This window comes from Actinomycetospora sp. C-140, assembly GCF_054796175.1.
This window is the reverse complement of record NZ_JBTWNF010000013.1, coordinates 147,552-163,647: the sequence shown is the minus strand read 5'-3', so window position 1 is coordinate 163,647 and position 16,096 is coordinate 147,552. Positions and strand designations below refer to the sequence as shown.

15 protein-coding genes and 1 pseudogene are annotated in these 16,096 nt (G+C 72.9%); 10 read left to right on the top strand and 6 right to left on the bottom strand.

Going from position 1 to position 16,096, the window contains the following annotated elements; all coding sequences use genetic code 11:
• Positions 1 to 26 precede the first annotated feature (26 nt).
• Positions 27 to 908 (top strand): LysR family transcriptional regulator, encoded by an 882-nt coding sequence (locus tag ACR9E3_RS21570; protein ID WP_460382574.1) that lies wholly within the window; start codon positions 27 to 29, stop codon positions 906 to 908.
• Between the two features lie 46 nt (positions 909 to 954).
• Here the strand turns inward: ACR9E3_RS21570 and ACR9E3_RS21565 are convergent, their stop codons facing one another.
• Positions 955 to 1,656, bottom strand: coding sequence for an SDR family NAD(P)-dependent oxidoreductase (locus tag ACR9E3_RS21565; RefSeq protein ID WP_460382573.1), 702 nt, complete (start codon positions 1,654 to 1,656; stop codon positions 955 to 957).
• A gap of 113 nt (positions 1,657 to 1,769) precedes the next feature.
• Here ACR9E3_RS21565 and ACR9E3_RS21560 point away from each other — a divergent pair, with 113 nt between their 5' ends.
• Genes ACR9E3_RS21560 through ACR9E3_RS21545 form a run of 4 tightly spaced genes read left to right on the top strand, consistent with a single transcriptional unit; the run spans position 1,770 to position 5,244 of the window.
• On the top strand, positions 1,770 to 2,966 hold the full coding sequence (locus ACR9E3_RS21560) for a cytochrome P450 (protein ID WP_460382572.1): 1,197 nt from the start codon (positions 1,770 to 1,772) through the stop codon (positions 2,964 to 2,966).
• 25 nt (positions 2,967 to 2,991) lie between these two features.
• Complete coding sequence (locus tag ACR9E3_RS21555; protein WP_285654279.1) at positions 2,992 to 3,186, top strand: ferredoxin; 195 nt, start codon at positions 2,992 to 2,994, stop codon at positions 3,184 to 3,186.
• A 17-nt stretch (positions 3,187 to 3,203) separates the two neighbouring features.
• Positions 3,204 to 3,797, top strand: a complete 594-nt coding sequence (locus tag ACR9E3_RS21550; RefSeq protein ID WP_460382571.1) for a TetR/AcrR family transcriptional regulator — start codon at positions 3,204 to 3,206, stop codon at positions 3,795 to 3,797.
• 1 nt (position 3,798) lies between these two features.
• Positions 3,799 to 5,244 (top strand): uracil-xanthine permease family protein, encoded by a 1,446-nt coding sequence (locus ACR9E3_RS21545; protein WP_460382614.1) that lies wholly within the window; start codon positions 3,799 to 3,801, stop codon positions 5,242 to 5,244.
• 80 nt (positions 5,245 to 5,324) lie between these two features.
• Here ACR9E3_RS21545 and ACR9E3_RS21540 read toward each other — a convergent pair whose 3' ends face one another.
• The 4 genes from ACR9E3_RS21540 to ACR9E3_RS21525 form a co-directional block, all read right to left on the bottom strand.
• Positions 5,325 to 5,609, bottom strand: coding sequence for a hypothetical protein (locus ACR9E3_RS21540; protein ID WP_460382570.1), 285 nt, complete (start codon positions 5,607 to 5,609; stop codon positions 5,325 to 5,327).
• A gap of 258 nt (positions 5,610 to 5,867) precedes the next feature.
• Entirely contained in the window at positions 5,868 to 6,776 is a 909-nt protein-coding gene (locus ACR9E3_RS21535) for an NADP-dependent oxidoreductase (protein WP_460382569.1), read from the bottom strand.
• 9 nt (positions 6,777 to 6,785) lie between these two features.
• Positions 6,786 to 8,294, bottom strand: a complete 1,509-nt coding sequence (gene wsfD / locus ACR9E3_RS21530) for a glycan biosynthesis hexose transferase WsfD (RefSeq protein WP_460382568.1) — start codon at positions 8,292 to 8,294, stop codon at positions 6,786 to 6,788.
• A 63-nt stretch (positions 8,295 to 8,357) separates the two neighbouring features.
• A complete protein-coding gene (locus tag ACR9E3_RS21525) occupies positions 8,358 to 8,909 on the bottom strand; it encodes a DinB family protein (RefSeq protein WP_460382567.1) in 552 nt (183 codons plus the stop codon).
• A gap of 75 nt (positions 8,910 to 8,984) precedes the next feature.
• Between ACR9E3_RS21525 and ACR9E3_RS21520 the strand changes: the two genes are divergently transcribed.
• The 4 genes from ACR9E3_RS21520 to ACR9E3_RS21505 all read left to right on the top strand — a co-directional run bounded on the left by ACR9E3_RS21520 (position 8,985) and on the right by ACR9E3_RS21505 (position 14,116).
• A complete protein-coding gene (locus tag ACR9E3_RS21520) occupies positions 8,985 to 10,052 on the top strand; it encodes an alpha/beta fold hydrolase (RefSeq protein ID WP_460382566.1) in 1,068 nt (355 codons plus the stop codon).
• 73 nt (positions 10,053 to 10,125) lie between these two features.
• Positions 10,126 to 11,073, top strand: a complete 948-nt coding sequence (locus ACR9E3_RS21515) for a DMT family transporter (protein WP_460382565.1) — start codon at positions 10,126 to 10,128, stop codon at positions 11,071 to 11,073.
• An 854-nt stretch (positions 11,074 to 11,927) separates the two neighbouring features.
• A complete protein-coding gene (locus ACR9E3_RS21510) occupies positions 11,928 to 13,109 on the top strand; it encodes a hypothetical protein (RefSeq protein ID WP_460382564.1) in 1,182 nt (393 codons plus the stop codon).
• Positions 13,110 to 13,378: 269 nt separating this feature from the next.
• Positions 13,379 to 14,116 carry a GAF and ANTAR domain-containing protein gene (locus ACR9E3_RS21505; protein WP_460382563.1) on the top strand — a complete coding sequence of 246 codons (738 nt, stop codon included), beginning with the start codon at positions 13,379 to 13,381 and terminating at the stop codon, positions 14,114 to 14,116.
• A gap of 211 nt (positions 14,117 to 14,327) precedes the next feature.
• Here the strand turns inward: ACR9E3_RS21505 and ACR9E3_RS21500 are convergent.
• Positions 14,328 to 14,639: pseudogene (locus ACR9E3_RS21500) on the bottom strand (integrase core domain-containing protein); the annotation flags it as partial.
• Positions 14,640 to 14,736: 97 nt separating this feature from the next.
• On the opposite strand from ACR9E3_RS21500, the gene ACR9E3_RS21495 reads away from it, so the two are divergent.
• Complete coding sequence (locus ACR9E3_RS21495; RefSeq protein WP_460382562.1) at positions 14,737 to 16,068, top strand: IS30 family transposase; 1,332 nt, start codon at positions 14,737 to 14,739, stop codon at positions 16,066 to 16,068.
• The last annotated feature ends 28 nt before the right edge of the window (positions 16,069 to 16,096 follow it).

The following is a 16,096-nucleotide window of genomic DNA, read 5'->3' as shown; positions in this document are numbered from 1 at the left end:
GCCCGGCGGCGGGCAGGATCGTCGCCATGGACGTCGAGCTGCGCCAGCTGCGGGTGTTCCTCACCGTGGCCTCGGAGCTGCACTTCAGCCGCGCGGCCCGGCGCCTGCACGTCAGCCAGCCCGCGCTCTCGCAGCAGATCCGCCTGCTGGAGAAGAACCTCGGTGCGGCGCTGTTCGACCGCACGAGCCGGGCCACCGAGCTCACCCCCGCCGGGAGGGTGCTGCTCGACGCGGCGCCGCGGGTGCTCTTCGAGGCCGAGCGGGCCCAGTCGCTCGTGAGCCAGGCGGCGAACGGGGCGGTGGGGCTGCTGGTCGTCGGGTCGGTCGGCACGGCCCTGGCCTCGATCACCCCGCGGATCCTGCGGGCGATGCGGGCGTCGTTCCCCGACCTGCAGCTCGAGGTCTCCCAGCAGGACACCGCGGCGCAGCTGGTCGCGCTCGCCGACGGCCGCCTCGACGTCGGCCTGGTGCGGGCCGCCTCGCCGACCGCCGCGGTGTCGGTGGAGCACCTCGTCTCCGAGCCGCTGATCGTCGCGCTGCCCGGCGACCACCCGCTGTCCGCGCAGACCGAGGTGACGCCGGAGTCGCTCGCCGAGGAGCCGTTCGTGCTCTGGCCGCGTCCGCTGGGCATGGCGTTCTTCGACATCATCACGGCCTACTGCCGCGAGCACGGGTTCAGCCCGCGCATCGTGGCCGAGGGTGCCGACATCGAGACCCAGCTGGGGCTGGTCGCCGCGGGCCTCGGGGTGTCGCTGCAGCCGGCGTACTACGCGAACCTGCGCCTGCCGGGCGTGGAGTTCCGCCCGCTCTCCGGCGACGTCCCGATGATCGCCCTGCAGGTCGCCTGGCGCACCTCTGACCGCTCGCCCGCCGTGGCGCACTTCGTGGACACGGCCCGGGGTATGTGAGCGAACTTTGGGCCTATAGGCCCAAAGTTCGCTCACATACCGATGCTCACCACGGGACGTGCCGGCCGTCCTGGAGGAACGAGCCGGAGGGGAACGAGCCGGGGGAGCGGACGACGTCGACGATGCCCGCCGCCCCGTCGGCGACCGGACGCCCGCCCGCGCCGCCCATGTCGGTGGCGGTCCAGCCCGGTGACACCGCGTGCACCGCGATGCCGTCGCGGGTCAGGGCGTCGGCGAACACGCGGGTCAGCGCGTTGATCCCGGCCTTCGAGACGCTGTAGGCGGGGGAGTGCGCGCCCATCCCCGTCAGCGAGCCGAGGCTGCTGGTCACGTTGACGACCACCGCGTCGTGCCCGGCGCGCAGCAGCGGCACGAACGCCTGGGTCAGCCGCCACGGCGCGAGGACGTTGGTCCGCCACGCCCCGTCGGCGACCGACAGGTCCTCGGTGACGGGGTCGGTGCCGGGGTCGAAGTGCGCGGCCGCGTTGTTCACCAGCGCGTCGAGCCGCCCGTGGCGGCGGTCCACGGCCTCCACCGCGGCCTGCACCGACGCGGGATCGGTGACGTCGAGGGTCAGCGGCCACGCCCGGTCGCCGAGCTCCTTCGCCGTCGACGCGCCCGCCTCGGGGTCGCGCGCGCCGACGACCACCGACACGCCGGCGTCGACCAGCTGGCGCGCGATCTCGACCCCGAGCCCGCGGCCCGCCCCGGTCACGAGGACGACGCGCTCACCGTTCGCTCCGCTCATGCCCCCCGACTATCCGCCCGGGCCGATCCGCAGACGTGAGATCGACGTAAATGGCAGTTCTCTCCCATTTAGGGGTACGGTCGGCGGCGTCCGACCCCGAGGACGGGAGCGACATGAGCACCACCACCGAGCAGGGCCCGCCGCGGATCCCGCGCCACATGCAGCGCGACGGCTTCTCCCCGCTGCCCGACACCCAGGCCACCCGCGACGAGCCGGGCCTCCCGGAGTTCCGGACCCCCCTGGGCATGGCGGCGCGGTTGGTGACCCGCTACGCCGACGTGCGGGAGGTCCTCGGCGATGCCCAGCGTTTCTCCAACGACAGCCTCCCGCCGCTCCCGTCGCCCGACGGCGAGGGCGACCGGCGCGTCGGCAACCTGCTCGGTACCGACCCGCCCGAGCACACCCGCCTGCGCCGGCTGCTGACCGGCGAGTTCACGGTCAAGCGCATCCGTCGCCTCGAGCCGCGGATCACCGAGATCGTCGACGACCACCTCGACGCCATGGCGGCCGCCGGGCCTCCCGCGGATCTGGTGAGCGCGTTCGCCCTGCCCGTCCCGAGCCTGGTGATCTGCGAGCTGCTGGGCGTCCCGTACGAGGACCGCGAGGAGTTCCAGGGCCGCGCGGCCCGCCAGATCGACCTCAGCCGCTCCCTCGAGGAGCGCGGGCGCGTGGCCGCCGAGTCGCGGGCCTACATGGGCGAGCTCGTCGATCGCGCGTGGGCCGACCCCGGCGACGACATGCTCGGCATGCTCATCCGCGAGCACGGCGACGACCTCACGCGGGCCGAGCTCATCGGCATCGCGTCGCTGCTGCTCATCGCCGGGCACGAGACGACGGCCAACATGATCGGGCTGGGCACGCTGGCCCTGCTGCGCGAGCCCGACCAGCTCGCCCTCGTGCGCGACGAGCCCGGCGCGGTTGCGCCCGCGATCGAGGAGCTGCTGCGCTGGCTGTCGATCGTGCACTCCGGGGTCCCTCGCCTCGTGCGGCAGGACACGACGGTGGGCGACGTCCCGGTCGCCGCGGGCGAGCTGCTCGTGCTCTCGCTGCCCTCGGCCAACCGCGACCCCGCGGCCGTCGACCGCCCCGACGACCTCGACGTCACCCGCGAGATCGCTCCGCACGTGGCGTTCGGGCACGGTGTGCACCACTGCCTCGGGGCCCCGCTGGCCCGCGCCGAGATGGCCGTCGCGTTCCCGGCCCTGTTCCGGCGCTTCCCGACGCTCGCACCGGGCATACCGTTCGAGGACGTCGAGTTCCGCTCGGCCACCTTCGTGCACGGGCTGCGCGCGCTGCCCGTCACCTGGTGACCCACCACCACCGAGGGAGAACGCCGTGAAGATCGAGGCCAACCGGGACATCTGCATCGGCGCGGGCAACTGCGTGCTCGCCGCCGAGGACGTCTTCGACCAGGACGACGACGCGATCGTCGAGGTGCTCGAGGACCACCCGTCGCCCGACCAGGAGACCGAGGTCCGCAACGCCGTCGCGCAGTGCCCGTCGGGCGCGCTGAGCCTCGTCGACGACTGACCCCTAGGCTGACGCCGATGTCCGCGACGTCGGGTTCGACGGCACAGCCGGTGCTGCGTCCCGACCGGCGCCTGCGCGCCGACGCCGCCCGCAACCACGCCGCGATCCTCGCCGCCGCGCGCGCGGCGATCGAGGCCGGCGGGGCGGAGGTCGCCCTCGAGGAGGTCGCCCGCCGGGCCGGGGTGGCGCCGTCGACGCTCTACCGCCGCTTCGCGGGGCGCGACGAGCTCGTGGCGGCGGTGCTCGAGGACTACGTCGCCGAGTCCGTCGAGCCGCTGCTCGCCCACGCCGCCGACGTCGAGGACCCGTGGGCGGCGCTGACCGGCGTGCTCGAGGGCCTCGTCGACGGTGTCACCCGCCACCGCGGGCTGCTCACGGCGGCGAAGGCGACCGGTGCGTTCACCCCCGAGCTGACGGCCCGCACGCTCGCCCCGCTCGGTGAGCTGCTGGCGCGCGGGCAGGCGGCCGGCGTGGTCCGCGCCGACCTCGAGCCCGCCGACCTCCCGGTGATCGTGCACATGGCGGTCGTCACCGCGGAGCACGACTCGGGACGCTGGCCGCGCTACCTCACCCTGCTGCTCGACGGGATGGCGCACCGCCCGACGCCCTAGCCTGTGCGCCGTGATCACCGGATGGACGGTCCACGGCGACGGACGCGCACCCGCCCCCGGCGAGGTCGTGCGGCCCGACGAGCGGCTCTCGTGGGGGCGCACGGTCGGCCTCGGCGCCCAGCACGTGCTGGCGATGTTCGGGGCGACGTTCGTCTTCCCGGTGCTGATGGGCCTCGACCCGAACCTCGCGATCCTGCTCTCCGGGCTCGCGACGATGCTGTTCCTGCTGATGACGCGCGGGCGCATCCCCAGCTACCTCGGGACGAGCGCGTCGTTCGTCGGGGTGGTCGCTGCGGTCCGGGCCGACGGGGGCACGAGCGCCGAGGTCACGGGTGCGATCGCGGTGTGCGGCGTCGTCGTCGCCCTCGTCGGGCTCGCCGTGCACCTCGGCGGGGGACGGGTGGTGTCCGCCGTGCTGCCGCCCGCCGTGACGGGCGCGGTGGTCATGCTCATCGGCTTCAACCTCGCCCCGGTCGTGGCCGGGACCTACTGGCCGCAGGACGAGGCCGTCGCGCTGGTGACGATGCTCGTCGTCATGGGCACCGCCGTCGCGGGGCGCGGGATGCTCTCGCGGCTCGGCGTGCTCGTCGGCCTGGTCGTCGGGTTCGCCCTCTCGCTGCTGCTCGACGCCACGCTCGGCCCCATCACCGGGCCGGACGCCTCCGGTGCCGTCTCGACGCACCCGCGCGTCGACCTCTCCGGGGTCGGCGACGCCTCCTGGATCGGGCTGCCGCTCGGGACGCCGGAGGCGCCCGGCCTGCACCTGCCGGCGTTCAGCGCCTCGGCGATCCTGATCATCGTGCCGGTGGCGATCGCGCTGATCGCCGAGAACACGGGACACGTCAAGGGCGTCGCCAGCATGACCCGGGAGGACCTCGACCCGTACCTGGGCCGCGCCCTCGCGGCCGACGGCATCGCGACCGCCGTCGCCGGCGGCGTCGGTGGCTCGCCGACCACCACCTACGCCGAGAACATCGGCGTCATGGCCGCCACGCGCGTGTACTCGACGGCGGCCTACTGGGTCGCCGCGACCGTCGCGATCCTCATCGGGTTCTGCCCCAAGTTCGGCGCCGTCGTCGCGGCCACGCCGGGCGGCGTGCTCGGCGGCATCACCGTCGTGCTCTACGGGATGATCGGGCTCCTCGGGGCGCGGATCTGGGTGGAGAACCGGGTCGACTTCTCCCGCCCCGAGGTCCTCGTGCCCCTGGCCGCCGGGATCGTCATCGGCATCGGCGACGTCGCGCTCTCGATCGGCGGCGGATCGCTGTCCGGCATCGCCCTGGGCTCGATCGTCGTCATCGTCGGCTACCACGTGCTCCGGCGCCTGGCGCCGGCGAGCGGCACCATGACCGAGGGTGCGGGGCCCGGTGGCGATTCCGGCGCCACCGGGACCCGCACCTCCGGCGCGAACCCGTCCCGCTCCGACTCCCCCGAGGAACCGGAGTGAGGCCGGTGCGCTGCGCGCTCGTGAGCACTTCGAAGTGCCGGAGCACCTCGTTCTGCTCACACGGCGCGGAGCGCCACCGGCTAGATCAGGCCGTCGACCACGTCGCCGACCGCGTCGCTCCCCAGCACGCTGCCGACGGCGCCGCCGACGCCTCCCACGAGCCCGCCGACCCCGCCGGCGAGCTCGCCGCCCGCGCCGGCCAGGCCGGTGACCAGGCCCTTGCGGTCGCCGTGGCTGCTCGAGTGGCCGGACTCGCCGTCGCCGTGGGAGGGGTGCGACTCGGACGCGCTCGCGACGCCGGACAGCGCGAGGCTGCCCGCGCCGGCGATCGCGGCCGCCGCGGCGAGGCGCTGCAGTCGGGTCATGATGGATCTCCTTCCGGTGCGTGTCACCGCGGTGATCGCGGCGCGGAGGAGTCTCCCGAAGGCATGAACGCCCACTCATCGAGGGTGCGTTCACTGAATACTCGCTCAGTCAAACGGACGGGGGTCACGACACCGCCGATCGGTCCATCGTCAGCGTGCGGACGGCCCCAGATGCCGCTCGATGGAGTGAGGACCCACTCGTTGAGGTGAAACTCCATCGATGGAGTTCGCGCACCGTGACATCAGCAGCTCCGGCGGTCAGTCGTCCGCCATGGTGATCACGACCTTGCCCAGCGCGTGACCGTCCTCGACCGTCGCGAGCGCCTCGGCGACACGGTCGAACGGCAGCACGGTGCGCACGAACGGATCGAGCGCGCCGTCCGCCACCAGTCCCGCCAGCGCGTCGAGCACCCGGGTGCTGCGGTCGCGGGCGACGTCGCGCCCGCCGAGCTCGGCGACCAGTGGTTTGTCGGCGACGGAGAACAGGTGCGCCGGGTCGGTCAGGGGCGCGACGGCCCGCAGCGCGTCGCCGCCGACGAGGTCGAAGACCCCGTCGACGCCGTCCGGGGCCGCCGCGCGGACGTGGTGCGCGACGTCGCGGCCCCCGACGACGGCCGTGGCCCCGAGCTCGACCAGCAGGTCCTGCTTGGCCTCGCTCGCGGTGCCGACCACCCGCAGGCCGCGGGCCCGGGCTAGCTGGACGGTCGGGATGCCGACGCCGCCGCCGGCGCCGTTGACGAGCAGGGTGGCTCCCGCGGGCAGCGCGAGGTTGTCCAGGGCGTCGAACGCGGTGCCCGCCGCGACGGGCAACGCCGTAGCGTCCCGGGCCGAGACCCCGGGCGGGCGGTGCGCGGCGAACGACGCCGTCACCAGCGCCTGCTCCGCCCAGCCGCCGACCATCCCGGGACAGCCGCCGAAGACCTCGTCACCGGGACCGACGCCGGTGACGTCGGGCCCCACCGCGACGACGGTGCCCGCGACCTCGCGCCCGAGCACCGCCGGGCCGACGGTGCCGTACTCGCCGTTGCGCATCCGCCAGTCGCCGGGGTTGACCCCGGCGGCGCGCACCCGCACGAGCAGCTCCCCGGGGCCCGGCTCGGGCACCGGGACGTCGAGGAACGCCTGTTGATCCGGACCACCGACACCGACGAACCCGTAGCCGCGCACGGGTCCTTCCTACCCCCGGCGCCGCCGCACCAGCCCCGCGACGCCCGTGGTCGCCGCCCCGGCCAGGCACAGCCCCGCCAGGGCGAGCAGGTAGGCCGCGAGCCAGACGTGCTTGAACACCTCGTAGTAGCCGTCCCCGGCGACCGCGACGACGACGAGCGCCAGCGCCGTCCCCGCGGCGAGCCCCGCAGCGAGCGACCAGCGGGCCGCGCGGCCCTGCCACCGCGCGGTGGCGGCGGCGGCGAACGCCACGACGACGAGCGCGGTCGGCAGCCACGGGGGCCGGCCGGTGTCGCTCAGGGCGCGGGACAGGTCGGGCTGGCGGGAGCCCGACATGCCCAGGTCCCCCGACGTCGTCGAGAGCATCGACGCCGGCGTCGGCGGTGAGTCGAGGTAGCGGAGGTCGGCGAACGTCGTCGCCTGCAGCCCCACGCCGACCGCCCGCGCCGCGGCCCCCGGGTGCTCGGCGAGCAGGGCGAGCGCCGCCGTCCGCGTCGCGTCGGGGTGGTCGAGGATCGCGTCCTCCCACCACGCCTCCCCGTCGGGGCGCGGCTCGTCGTTGAAGTAGCCGTCGCCGGTCCTCGCCACGGCCGCGGGCGGCATGCCGAGGTCGGCGGCCGCGGAGGGCCCGAGCTCGAGCAGGACCGTCGTGAAGACGAGGTTGTGCGCGTTGACCGATGCGTAGAACTGCTGCTGGCGCTCCAGCGCGGCGGTCACGGGGAGGGCGGCGACCAGCACGGTCACGACGGCGAGCGCCGGTCCCGCGCGACGCGCGTGCCGGACGCCGATCGCCGTGACCGCGCAGACGAGCACGGCGGCCGCGAGCAGGGGCACGTAGGCGACCTTCGCGGTGGTCGCGAGCAGCCCGCCCGCGGCGGTGAGGACGAGGGCGGTGACGCGCGCGCCCCGGTGCTCGCGGCGGGTGACCAGCACCGCCGCCACGCCGGCGGCGGCCGCGACGGCGCCGAGGAGACCGGCCGGCTCGCTGTAGGTGGAGACGAAGAAGCGCGGGAAGGTCGCGGCGGCCAGCGGCAGCACCGGGATCGCCAGTGCGAGCGCGCGCCGGCGCCCGGCCGCCGAGGCGGCCCACGCCCCGAGGCCCACGGCCACGCCGACCAGGACCGCGTAGATCCAGCCGAGCACCACCGGGGACCACGTCCCGGAGACCAGCAGGGTCGACAGCCGCGCGATCACCAGCGCGGAGGACGGCACCGGGTCGGCGCAGGTCGGCGGCCCGAGGGCGTACGAGGCGATCCACCCGTTCTTCCAGCTGGCGAACCCGTCGAGGGTGTTCGGGGTCAGCCCCGCGCCGCAGAACAGCCGGTAGCCGTCGCCGTTGTCCTCGACCCCGAGCGGCGAGCCGAACGGCAGGCGCGTGGCCAGGACGAGGAGCAGCCAGGCGGCGACGCCCGCGGCGACGCCGACGAGCACCCGGTCCCGCGGGCGGGGCCCGGCGGGGGAGCCCGGTGTCCCGGGAGGCGTGGTCGTCACGGTCGCGTCCGCCGTCCCGGTGGCCATTGCCGCCCATGATGCCGGAGCGCTCCGGAGCGGTCGGGGCCCCCGCCGTCCGCCGCGCCGGGATCAGCCCGACCGGGCGCGGTGGAGGTCGAGCAGCAGCGCGATCTCCGCGCCGTGGTGGAGCAGCTCGCGGTGGATGTGGAGCACGAGCACCGCCATCGGCTCGTCGGCGTACGGGCCCTCGCTCGGGCCGCACGGCCAGGCGAGCCCGGCCTCCCCGAGCTCGCGCACCCCGGCCGTCCACGCCGCGTAGGCGTCGTCGAGCTGCGCGAGCGCCTCCCGGGCCGTCGGCGCGTAGTGGTGGCTGCCGTAGTCGACCGCGGGGCCCCCGAAGTGTCCGGCGACCCGCATCGCCAGCACGCCGACGATGACGTGCCCCAGCCGCCAGGCGATCGTCGTCACCGGTGGCGGGTCCGGCTCCGGGAAGGCGAAGTCGATCACCATGTCGCCGCCGCCCGCCGCCATCGACGACACGGCCTGCCCGCGGGGCCGGACGCTCCAGGCGCCCGGCGCGGGCTCCCAGAAGTACTGCTCGTCGGTCAGGTCGTCGAGCCGCGGCCGGAACGAGCTCCACGGGAACTCGATCTGGTCGCGCAGCAGCGGGTTCCAGTCCACGGCCCCTCCGGTGACGATCTCGATCCCGTCCGTTCGGACAGTGATCCGGAACACAGAGGCTGCCAGGCTGGCGCCATGGCAGCGATCGAGAACCCGTACTACGGCACCGAATACCACGGCGACCACGACCTGATCAGCGTCGGGCGACTCGATCTCGAGGAGGGCGGGTCGATCCCCGACTGCCAGCTCGGCGTGATCACCTTCGGGACGCTGAACGACGCGAAGGACAACGCCGTCCTCGTCACCACCTGGTACTCGGGGACCCACCAGATCTGGCGGGAGCACTACATCGGCGAAGGCCACGCGCTGGACCCGTCGCGCTGGTTCATCGTCGTGGTCGACCAGATCGGCTCGGGCATCTCGACCTCCCCGCACAACGCGGCGGGCGCCAACGCCGACCTCGCCATGTCCGCCTTCCCCCACGTCCGCATCGGCGACGACGTCGTCGCGCAGGAGCGCCTGCTGCGCGAGCACTTCGGCATCGAGAGCCTCGCCCTCGTCGTCGGCGGGTCGATGGGCGCCCAGCAGACCTACGAGTGGGCCGTCCGCTTCCCCGACAAGGTCCGCCGCGCCGCCCCGATCGCCGGCACCGCGCAGAACACCGACCACGACTTCCTGTTCACCCGGACCCTCGTCGAGGCGATCACCAGCGATCCGGGCTTCAACGGCGGCGAGTACCGCAGCCCCGCCGACGTCGCGGCCGGGCTCGAGCGCCACGCCCGGATGTGGGGCGTCATGGGCTTCTCCACCGAGTTCTGGAAGCAGAAGGTGTACACGGCCGTCGGGTTCGACGACATGGACGCCTTCCTCGCCGGCTTCCTGCAGCCCTACTTCGCGGTGATGGACCCGAACGACCTGCTGTGCATGGCGTGGAAGTGGCAGCGCGGCGACGTCGCACGGCACACCGGCGGCGACCTCGCCGCGGCTCTCGGACGCATCACCGCGACGACGTTCGTCATGCCCATCAGCGAGGACATGTTCTTCCCCGTGCGCGACTGCGCGGCCGAGCAGGCGATGGTCAAGGGATCCGAGCTGCGGGTCGTCGACGACGTGCTGGGGCACCTCGGGCTCTTCGACGTCAACCCGGACTACATGCCCCAGATCGACCGGCACCTGCGGGAGCTGCTCGACCAGCCCGCCTGAGCGGCCGGTCCGTCACGGCGGTGTGAGCCACGACGGTTTGCGTTGTCGTTAGCCGTGCTATGGACTGGCGACCATGCTCGGTGGCGCGCGGGTCGACACGGTCGCGCCCGCGACGAGCGACGAGGTCGGGGACGCGGGGTCTCCCGCGCGGTGGCTCGTGGTGCTGCTCAGCATCGCGTTCGTCCCCGTCTACGCGTCCGGCTTCATCGTCGGGAAGATCGCCACCGCCCACATGGCCGTGCCGACGGTGCTGTTGTGGCGCTTCCTCATCGCGCTGGCCGTGGTGCTCGTCGCGATCGCGCTCACCCGGCCCGGCCTGCCCCGGGGACGGGCGTGGGGGCACCTCGCGCTGACCGCGTTGCTCCTGCAGGTGGGTCAGTTCGCCTTCGTCTACACGGGTCTCGCCGCGGGGGTGCCGGCCGGGCTGAACAGCCTGATCCTCGGCATGGCGCCGCTGCTCGTGGGACTGCTGACCCCGCTCGTCCTCGGCACGCGGCTGGGCGCGGCACCCGTGATCGGGCTGCTCATCGGCGCCGGCGGCGTCTACATCGTCCTGGCGGGCAAGCTCGGCGGGTCGCTCGGCTCCGCGGTCCTCCTGCCGGTGTTCGGCATGCTCTCGATGGCGTCCGGCACGCTGTACCAGAAGCGGTTCAACGACCGCACGCCCGTCGCCACGAGCGTGGCGGTGCAGATGGCGACCTCGCTGGTGGTCACCGTCGTGGCGATGCCGTTCCTCGGCGCGGGCTGGCTGCCCACCGACGCCGTGGGCTGGGCGGTGTCGGTCTGGCTCGGCGTCATCAACTCCGCCGGCGCGTTCGTGCTCATGTTCCTGCTGCTGCGGTGGCGCTCGACGGTGCACGTGAGCTCGCTGCTCAACCTGGTGCCGGCGACGACCGCCCTGGCGGCCGTCCCGATCCTCGGCGAGCAGCTGACGATCCCCGCCGTCATCGGCCTCGCCGTCGCGCTCGTCGGGATGTATGTCGGGCTGGGGCTGTGGCGACGGCGCCCCGCGGAGGTCTGAGACCCGGGACGGGCGCCGTCGTCCCGTCGCGGTCGCGTCGCCGTGGGGAGCCGGCCGCCTACGTGCCACCGGGACCGGCGCCGAAGCCCACGGCGGCGCCGAGGTCGGCCCACCGGCGGTCCTGCTCCGCCCACCGTCGCGCCGCATCCCGCGCCAGGGCCACCGCGTCGGTGCCGAGCGCGAGCCGCAGCGGTGGGTCGGCGAGCCCGGCGACGGCGACGAGCGCTCGCCGCCGCCCGGGTCGCGCACGCCGGAGCCGTCCGCAGGGCGCTGATCGAGCGGATTCCGACCGAGGACGCCGCAGCCTTCTGGCGAGCCGCCGACCTGCTGCAGAAGTAGCGGTCCCCGTCCGAGGTACCTGACCTGCGACGACGGGCTGGAGCGGGCGACGGGAATCGAACCCGCGTAGCCAGTTTGGAAGGCCGCGCCAAGGGCCCGGTCAGGACGGCTGACCTGGACCGAAACCCGTCGGTTGGTTCCGGTGCTGGCCCAGAGTGACCGCACTTAATCGCACGCCAATCGCACGCCAATGACCGCTTCGTGTTGGTGCTGCCCGACCGCGTGTGGTCGAGGGCGAGCGAGGGTCAGGGAAGCGGTCTGAGTCGAGTTTTCGCACCGAGTGCCCGTGAAGACGAGCGTGGAGGCTCGGACCGCATGTCACCTCGCCGGCTCCGGCGGTACGGCCCGGCAAGATCGATCCTTGACAACTCCATGACGAACGGTCTGGCCATACAGCGCGGGGAGCCCTGGCGAGAACAGGGGAATCGTCCTCACCAGGGTTTGCCGTCCGGGCTGTGCCGTTCATCCCGCCGCCTTCGTTGCCGGCCTGGTGGCGTGGGCGGTCTGGAGGACCGATGACTGACCTCGAACAGGAACAGGGCCCGAGTTCGGTGGCGGCGGGTCGCCGCACGCTGGTGGTGGGCCTGCTCGCCGACCCCGACACCCCTGCGGAGGTCGCGGCGAAGCTGGTCGAGGACCTGCCCGATGAGCTCGCGGCGCGGGTCGACCGCGGGATCACATGGGATGTCCGCACGATGACCCACCCGGTCACTGCCTCGGTGCAGGACCCCGAGGAGGTTATCGGCGCGATCGCCGACCAGACCGCCGACACCGACTGGGACATCGGCATCTACCTCACCGACCTGCCGATGCAGCACGACGACCAGCCGATTCTGGTCGACCTCGACCACGATCGTCGTGTCGCCGGGCTCTCCCTGCCCGGGTTCGGCGCGTTCGGCCAGCACCACAAGGTGCGCCACGCGATCGTGCGGCTGGTCGACGACCTCACCGACGATGACGCCGGCCTCGACCGCGGAGAGGACCAGCCGAGCCGGCTCGCGCGCGCACTCGCGAGTCGCCTTCAGCCGGTGCGCGCTGTCCAGGCCGGCGATGGCGAGCACACCCGGCGCTACGTGACCACCCCGCGACGCGGGCGGGCGCGTCTGCTCGCCGGGATGGTGCGCACCAACCAGCCCTGGCGCCTCCTGGTCGGTATGCGCAGCGCCCTGGCTGCCGTCCTGGCCACCGGTGCGTACCTGATCATCACCTCGACGACGGTCTGGGAACTCTCCACCCTGCTCGGGGCTGGCAAGCTCGTCGTGACCACCGTGGTGTCGGTGGCGCTGATGGTCGCCTGGATCATCGGCGCCCACCACCTGTGGGAACGCGCCCGCGACCAGAGCGAGCGCAAGGAGACCCTCCTCTACAACGCCTCCACCGTGATCACCCTGAGTATCGGGGTGCTGGTCATGTTCGTCGCGGTCTACGTGCTCAGCCTGCTCGGCTCACTGTTCTTCCTCGAGCCCTCGGTGCTCGGCTCCTCCCTCGGGCGACCACCCACATACGGCGACCACTTCCTACTCGCCTGGCTGGCCACCGGCCTGGCCACCGTCGCCGGTGCCCTGGGTTCCGGGCTCGACAGCGAGGACGCCGTGCGCCGCGCGGCCTACGGCTACCGCGAACGCCAGCGCCGAGATGAGGTCGGCCAGGACAGCGGGGACGACGGGAGCACCGACTCCTCCTCCTCGTCGTCGTGATTGCGGCGCTGTGCAGGCGCAACGCTGTTCCGAGCTAGGCCGTGTACGGTCAGGCGACCGGCTCCACCCCTAGGGTCGGCATTGGACTCGGGATGCCGCTGCGATCACAGCGGTGCGTGCCCGGTGGTTTCGTTCTTCATGTGCATCCTCCGTCACCCTGTTCGGGGCGGGGGTGGAACGAATGCATGTTGCTCGGCTCTGCCTCCTCGCTCCACCCCCCAGGTGTCGCGTCCCGTCTCCCACGCCCTCGGCGGATGGAGAGACCGCACATGGAAGCCACCCAGAACGACGAGCTTGTCCTCGCGATGCGCAACGCCGGCCGCGCGCTGGCTCAACAGCCAAGCATCCGCGACCTCGAAGACACCCTCGCCCGGATCGTCATCGCGGCTGTCGACACCATCCCTGCGGTCGACGCCGCCAGCATCTCGCTGACCGTGCACGAACGCATCGAGACCCGCCATCCCACCACCGACCTGATCCGCAAACTCGACGACACCCAGTCCGAGCTACGCGAGGGACCCTGCATCGGGGCCATCGACGACCCGCCGCCCAACGGGATCATCGTCGCCCAGGACCTCGCCGACGAAGATATGCACCGCTGGCCCCGGTTCGCGCCCTATGCGGTCGAGGCCGGCTACCTGGGCCTGATGTCCACCCAGCTGTCCACCGAAACCAGCATGCGCGGAGCGCTGAATCTGTACTCGGCGACGGCCGATGCGTTCGACGAGCAAAGCCGCACCCTGTGCGGGCTGTTCGGTGTGCAAGCCGCTCTCGTGCTCTACGGCGCCAACCACGCCGCGCACCTGCAGAAGGCCGTCGACAGCCGTGACTTGATCGGACAAGCCAAGGGCATCCTTATGGAACGGTTCACGGTCGACGCCCATGCCGCGTTCCAGATGCTGGTCAAATCCTCCCAGGACACGAACGTCAAACTCACCCGCGTCGCGACCTGGCTCACCACCGCGCCGGCGCGCGCCGCCCGACCCAAAGACACCATCGAATTCTGAGGCTGAGGCGGCGCAGCCTCGCATGTCGCCATATGGGCCTCCAACCCAAGCGGCACGGGGCGTCGGCGCGTAGTGGGTGGGGCCCGTTCTTGGCCCCACCGCGCACGCGGGCATTTCGGCCGTCGGAGGCTCGCCAGCAAGGGAGGAAGCAAACGATCTTGAACGGCCCCTCGCGCGGACCGACTTGAACCGCCCCGGCGTGTCCGGAGAGCTACGGGCTTGACTGCACCGGCTCCGGGTGGGGCTGGTGGTGACGGTAGTGGGCGGCTTCGAGTTCGGCGGGTGGGATGTCGCCGCAGGTGGAGTGCAGGCGCCGGTGGTTGAACCAGTCGACCCATTCGAGGGTGGCGATCTCGACCTGTTCGACGGTGCGCCACGGCGCCCTCGGCTTGATCAGCTCGGTCTTGAACAGCCCGATCGTCGACTCGGCCAGGGCGTTGTCGTAGGCGTCCCCCACCGAGCCGACCGAGGGGGCGGCGCCGGCTTCGGCGAGGCGTTCGGTGAACGCGATCGAGGTGTACTGCTCGGGTTCAAGGGGTCGTCGCAACATCCTGGTCGAGGAGGGTGTTGTGGCAGGACGGGCAAGGACGCGGTCCTCGGAGCGTGCGGGGCGGGCGCCGATGCAGTCACCGGGTCGGCCGCCGGCGAATCAGCGTGATGTGGCGCGGAGGTTCTGGCGGTTGATCGCCGAGGGCGCCTCGAGCGAGGACGCCGCGCTGGGGTGCGGTGTGTCGGTTCCGGTAGGGACGCGGTGGTTCCGTGACGGTGGCGGAATGGCGCCGATCACCCTCGACGAGCCCACTGGTCGCTATCTCTCGTTCGCCGAGCGCGAGGAGATCGCGCTGCTGCGGGCCCAGCGTCTCGGAGTGTGCGAGATCGCCCGGCGGACCGGTCGCGACCCCTCGACGATCTCGCGAGAGCTGCGCCGCAACGCCGCAACCCGGGGTGGCCGATTGGACTACCGGGCGTCGGTGGCCCAGTGGCACGCCGAACGGCGGGCTCGCCGCCCCAAGACCGCCAAGCTCGCCGCGAATCCTCAGCTGCGTGAGTACGTGAGCGAGCGGCTGGCCGGAGAGATCAGCGCCCCGGACGGGCGCCCGATCGCGGGCCCGCAAGTTCCGTGGCGCAAGCGTCGGCACGGGCCGCGCCAGGACCGGCAGTGGGCCACCGCGTGGAGCCCCGAGCAGATCGCGCACCGGCTGCCGGTGGAGTTCCCCGACGATGAGTCCATGCGGGTCTCCCATGAGGCGATCTACCAGTCGCTCTACGTGCAGGGCCGTGGCGCACTGCGCCGCGAACTGGCCGCGTGCCTGCGCACCGGGCGGGTGCTGCGGGTGCCCCGGGCCCGAGTGCGTGGGCGGGGCAAGAAGTTCGTCACCCCTGAGGTGATGATCAGCGAACGCCCGGCCGAGGTGGAGGACCGCGCGGTACCCGGGCACTGGGAAGGCGACCTCATCCTTGGAGTGGGCAGCTCCGCGATCGGCACCCTGGTCGAACGCACAACCCGCTTCACGATGCTGCTCGAGCTTCCCCCGATGCCCGGACACCGCCAAGGCGACGACCCGAAGACCAAGAACGGGCCGGCGCTGGCCGGGCACGGCGCTGAAGCCGTCCGCGACGCGATCGCCACCCAGATCACCACGCTGCCCGAGGCGCTGCGCCGGACGTTGACCTGGGACCAGGGCGCGGAAATGGCCCAGCACACGACGCTGCGGATCGACACCGGATTAGAGATCTACTTTTGCGATCCACACAGTCCCTGGCAGCGCGGCACCAACGAGAACACCAACGGCCTTCTTCGTCAGTACTTCCCCAAGGGCACCGACCTGTCCCGGCATCGTCGCGACGAGCTCGACGCCGTCGCCGCTGCGCTCAACACCCGACCTCGCAAGACACTCGGCTGGCGCACTCCTAGCGAGGTCCTCGATGATCACCTACGGTCAGTCCAATAGCTGATGTTGCGTCGACCAGTTGAATCTG

Bases quoted from the DNA above. Each gene is read 5' to 3' on its own strand.
- ACR9E3_RS21505 (WP_460382563.1), top strand. From the start codon at position 13,379: ATGGAAGCCACCCAGAACGACGAGCTTGTCCTCGCGATGCGCAACGCC.
- ACR9E3_RS21540 (WP_460382570.1), bottom strand. From the start codon at position 5,609: ATGACCCGACTGCAGCGCCTCGCCGCGGCGGCCGCGATCGCCGGCGCG.
- wsfD (WP_460382568.1), bottom strand. From the start codon at position 8,294: ATGGCCACCGGGACGGCGGACGCGACCGTGACGACCACGCCTCCCGGG.
- ACR9E3_RS21570 (WP_460382574.1), top strand. From the start codon at position 27: ATGGACGTCGAGCTGCGCCAGCTGCGGGTGTTCCTCACCGTGGCCTCG.
- ACR9E3_RS21510 (WP_460382564.1), top strand. From the start codon at position 11,928: ATGACTGACCTCGAACAGGAACAGGGCCCGAGTTCGGTGGCGGCGGGT.
- ACR9E3_RS21550 (WP_460382571.1), top strand. From the start codon at position 3,204: ATGTCCGCGACGTCGGGTTCGACGGCACAGCCGGTGCTGCGTCCCGAC.
- ACR9E3_RS21515 (WP_460382565.1), top strand. From the start codon at position 10,126: ATGCTCGGTGGCGCGCGGGTCGACACGGTCGCGCCCGCGACGAGCGAC.
- ACR9E3_RS21560 (WP_460382572.1), top strand. From the start codon at position 1,770: ATGAGCACCACCACCGAGCAGGGCCCGCCGCGGATCCCGCGCCACATG.
- ACR9E3_RS21520 (WP_460382566.1), top strand. From the start codon at position 8,985: ATGGCAGCGATCGAGAACCCGTACTACGGCACCGAATACCACGGCGAC.
- ACR9E3_RS21495 (WP_460382562.1), top strand. From the start codon at position 14,737: ATGCAGTCACCGGGTCGGCCGCCGGCGAATCAGCGTGATGTGGCGCGG.
- ACR9E3_RS21565 (WP_460382573.1), bottom strand. From the start codon at position 1,656: ATGAGCGGAGCGAACGGTGAGCGCGTCGTCCTCGTGACCGGGGCGGGC.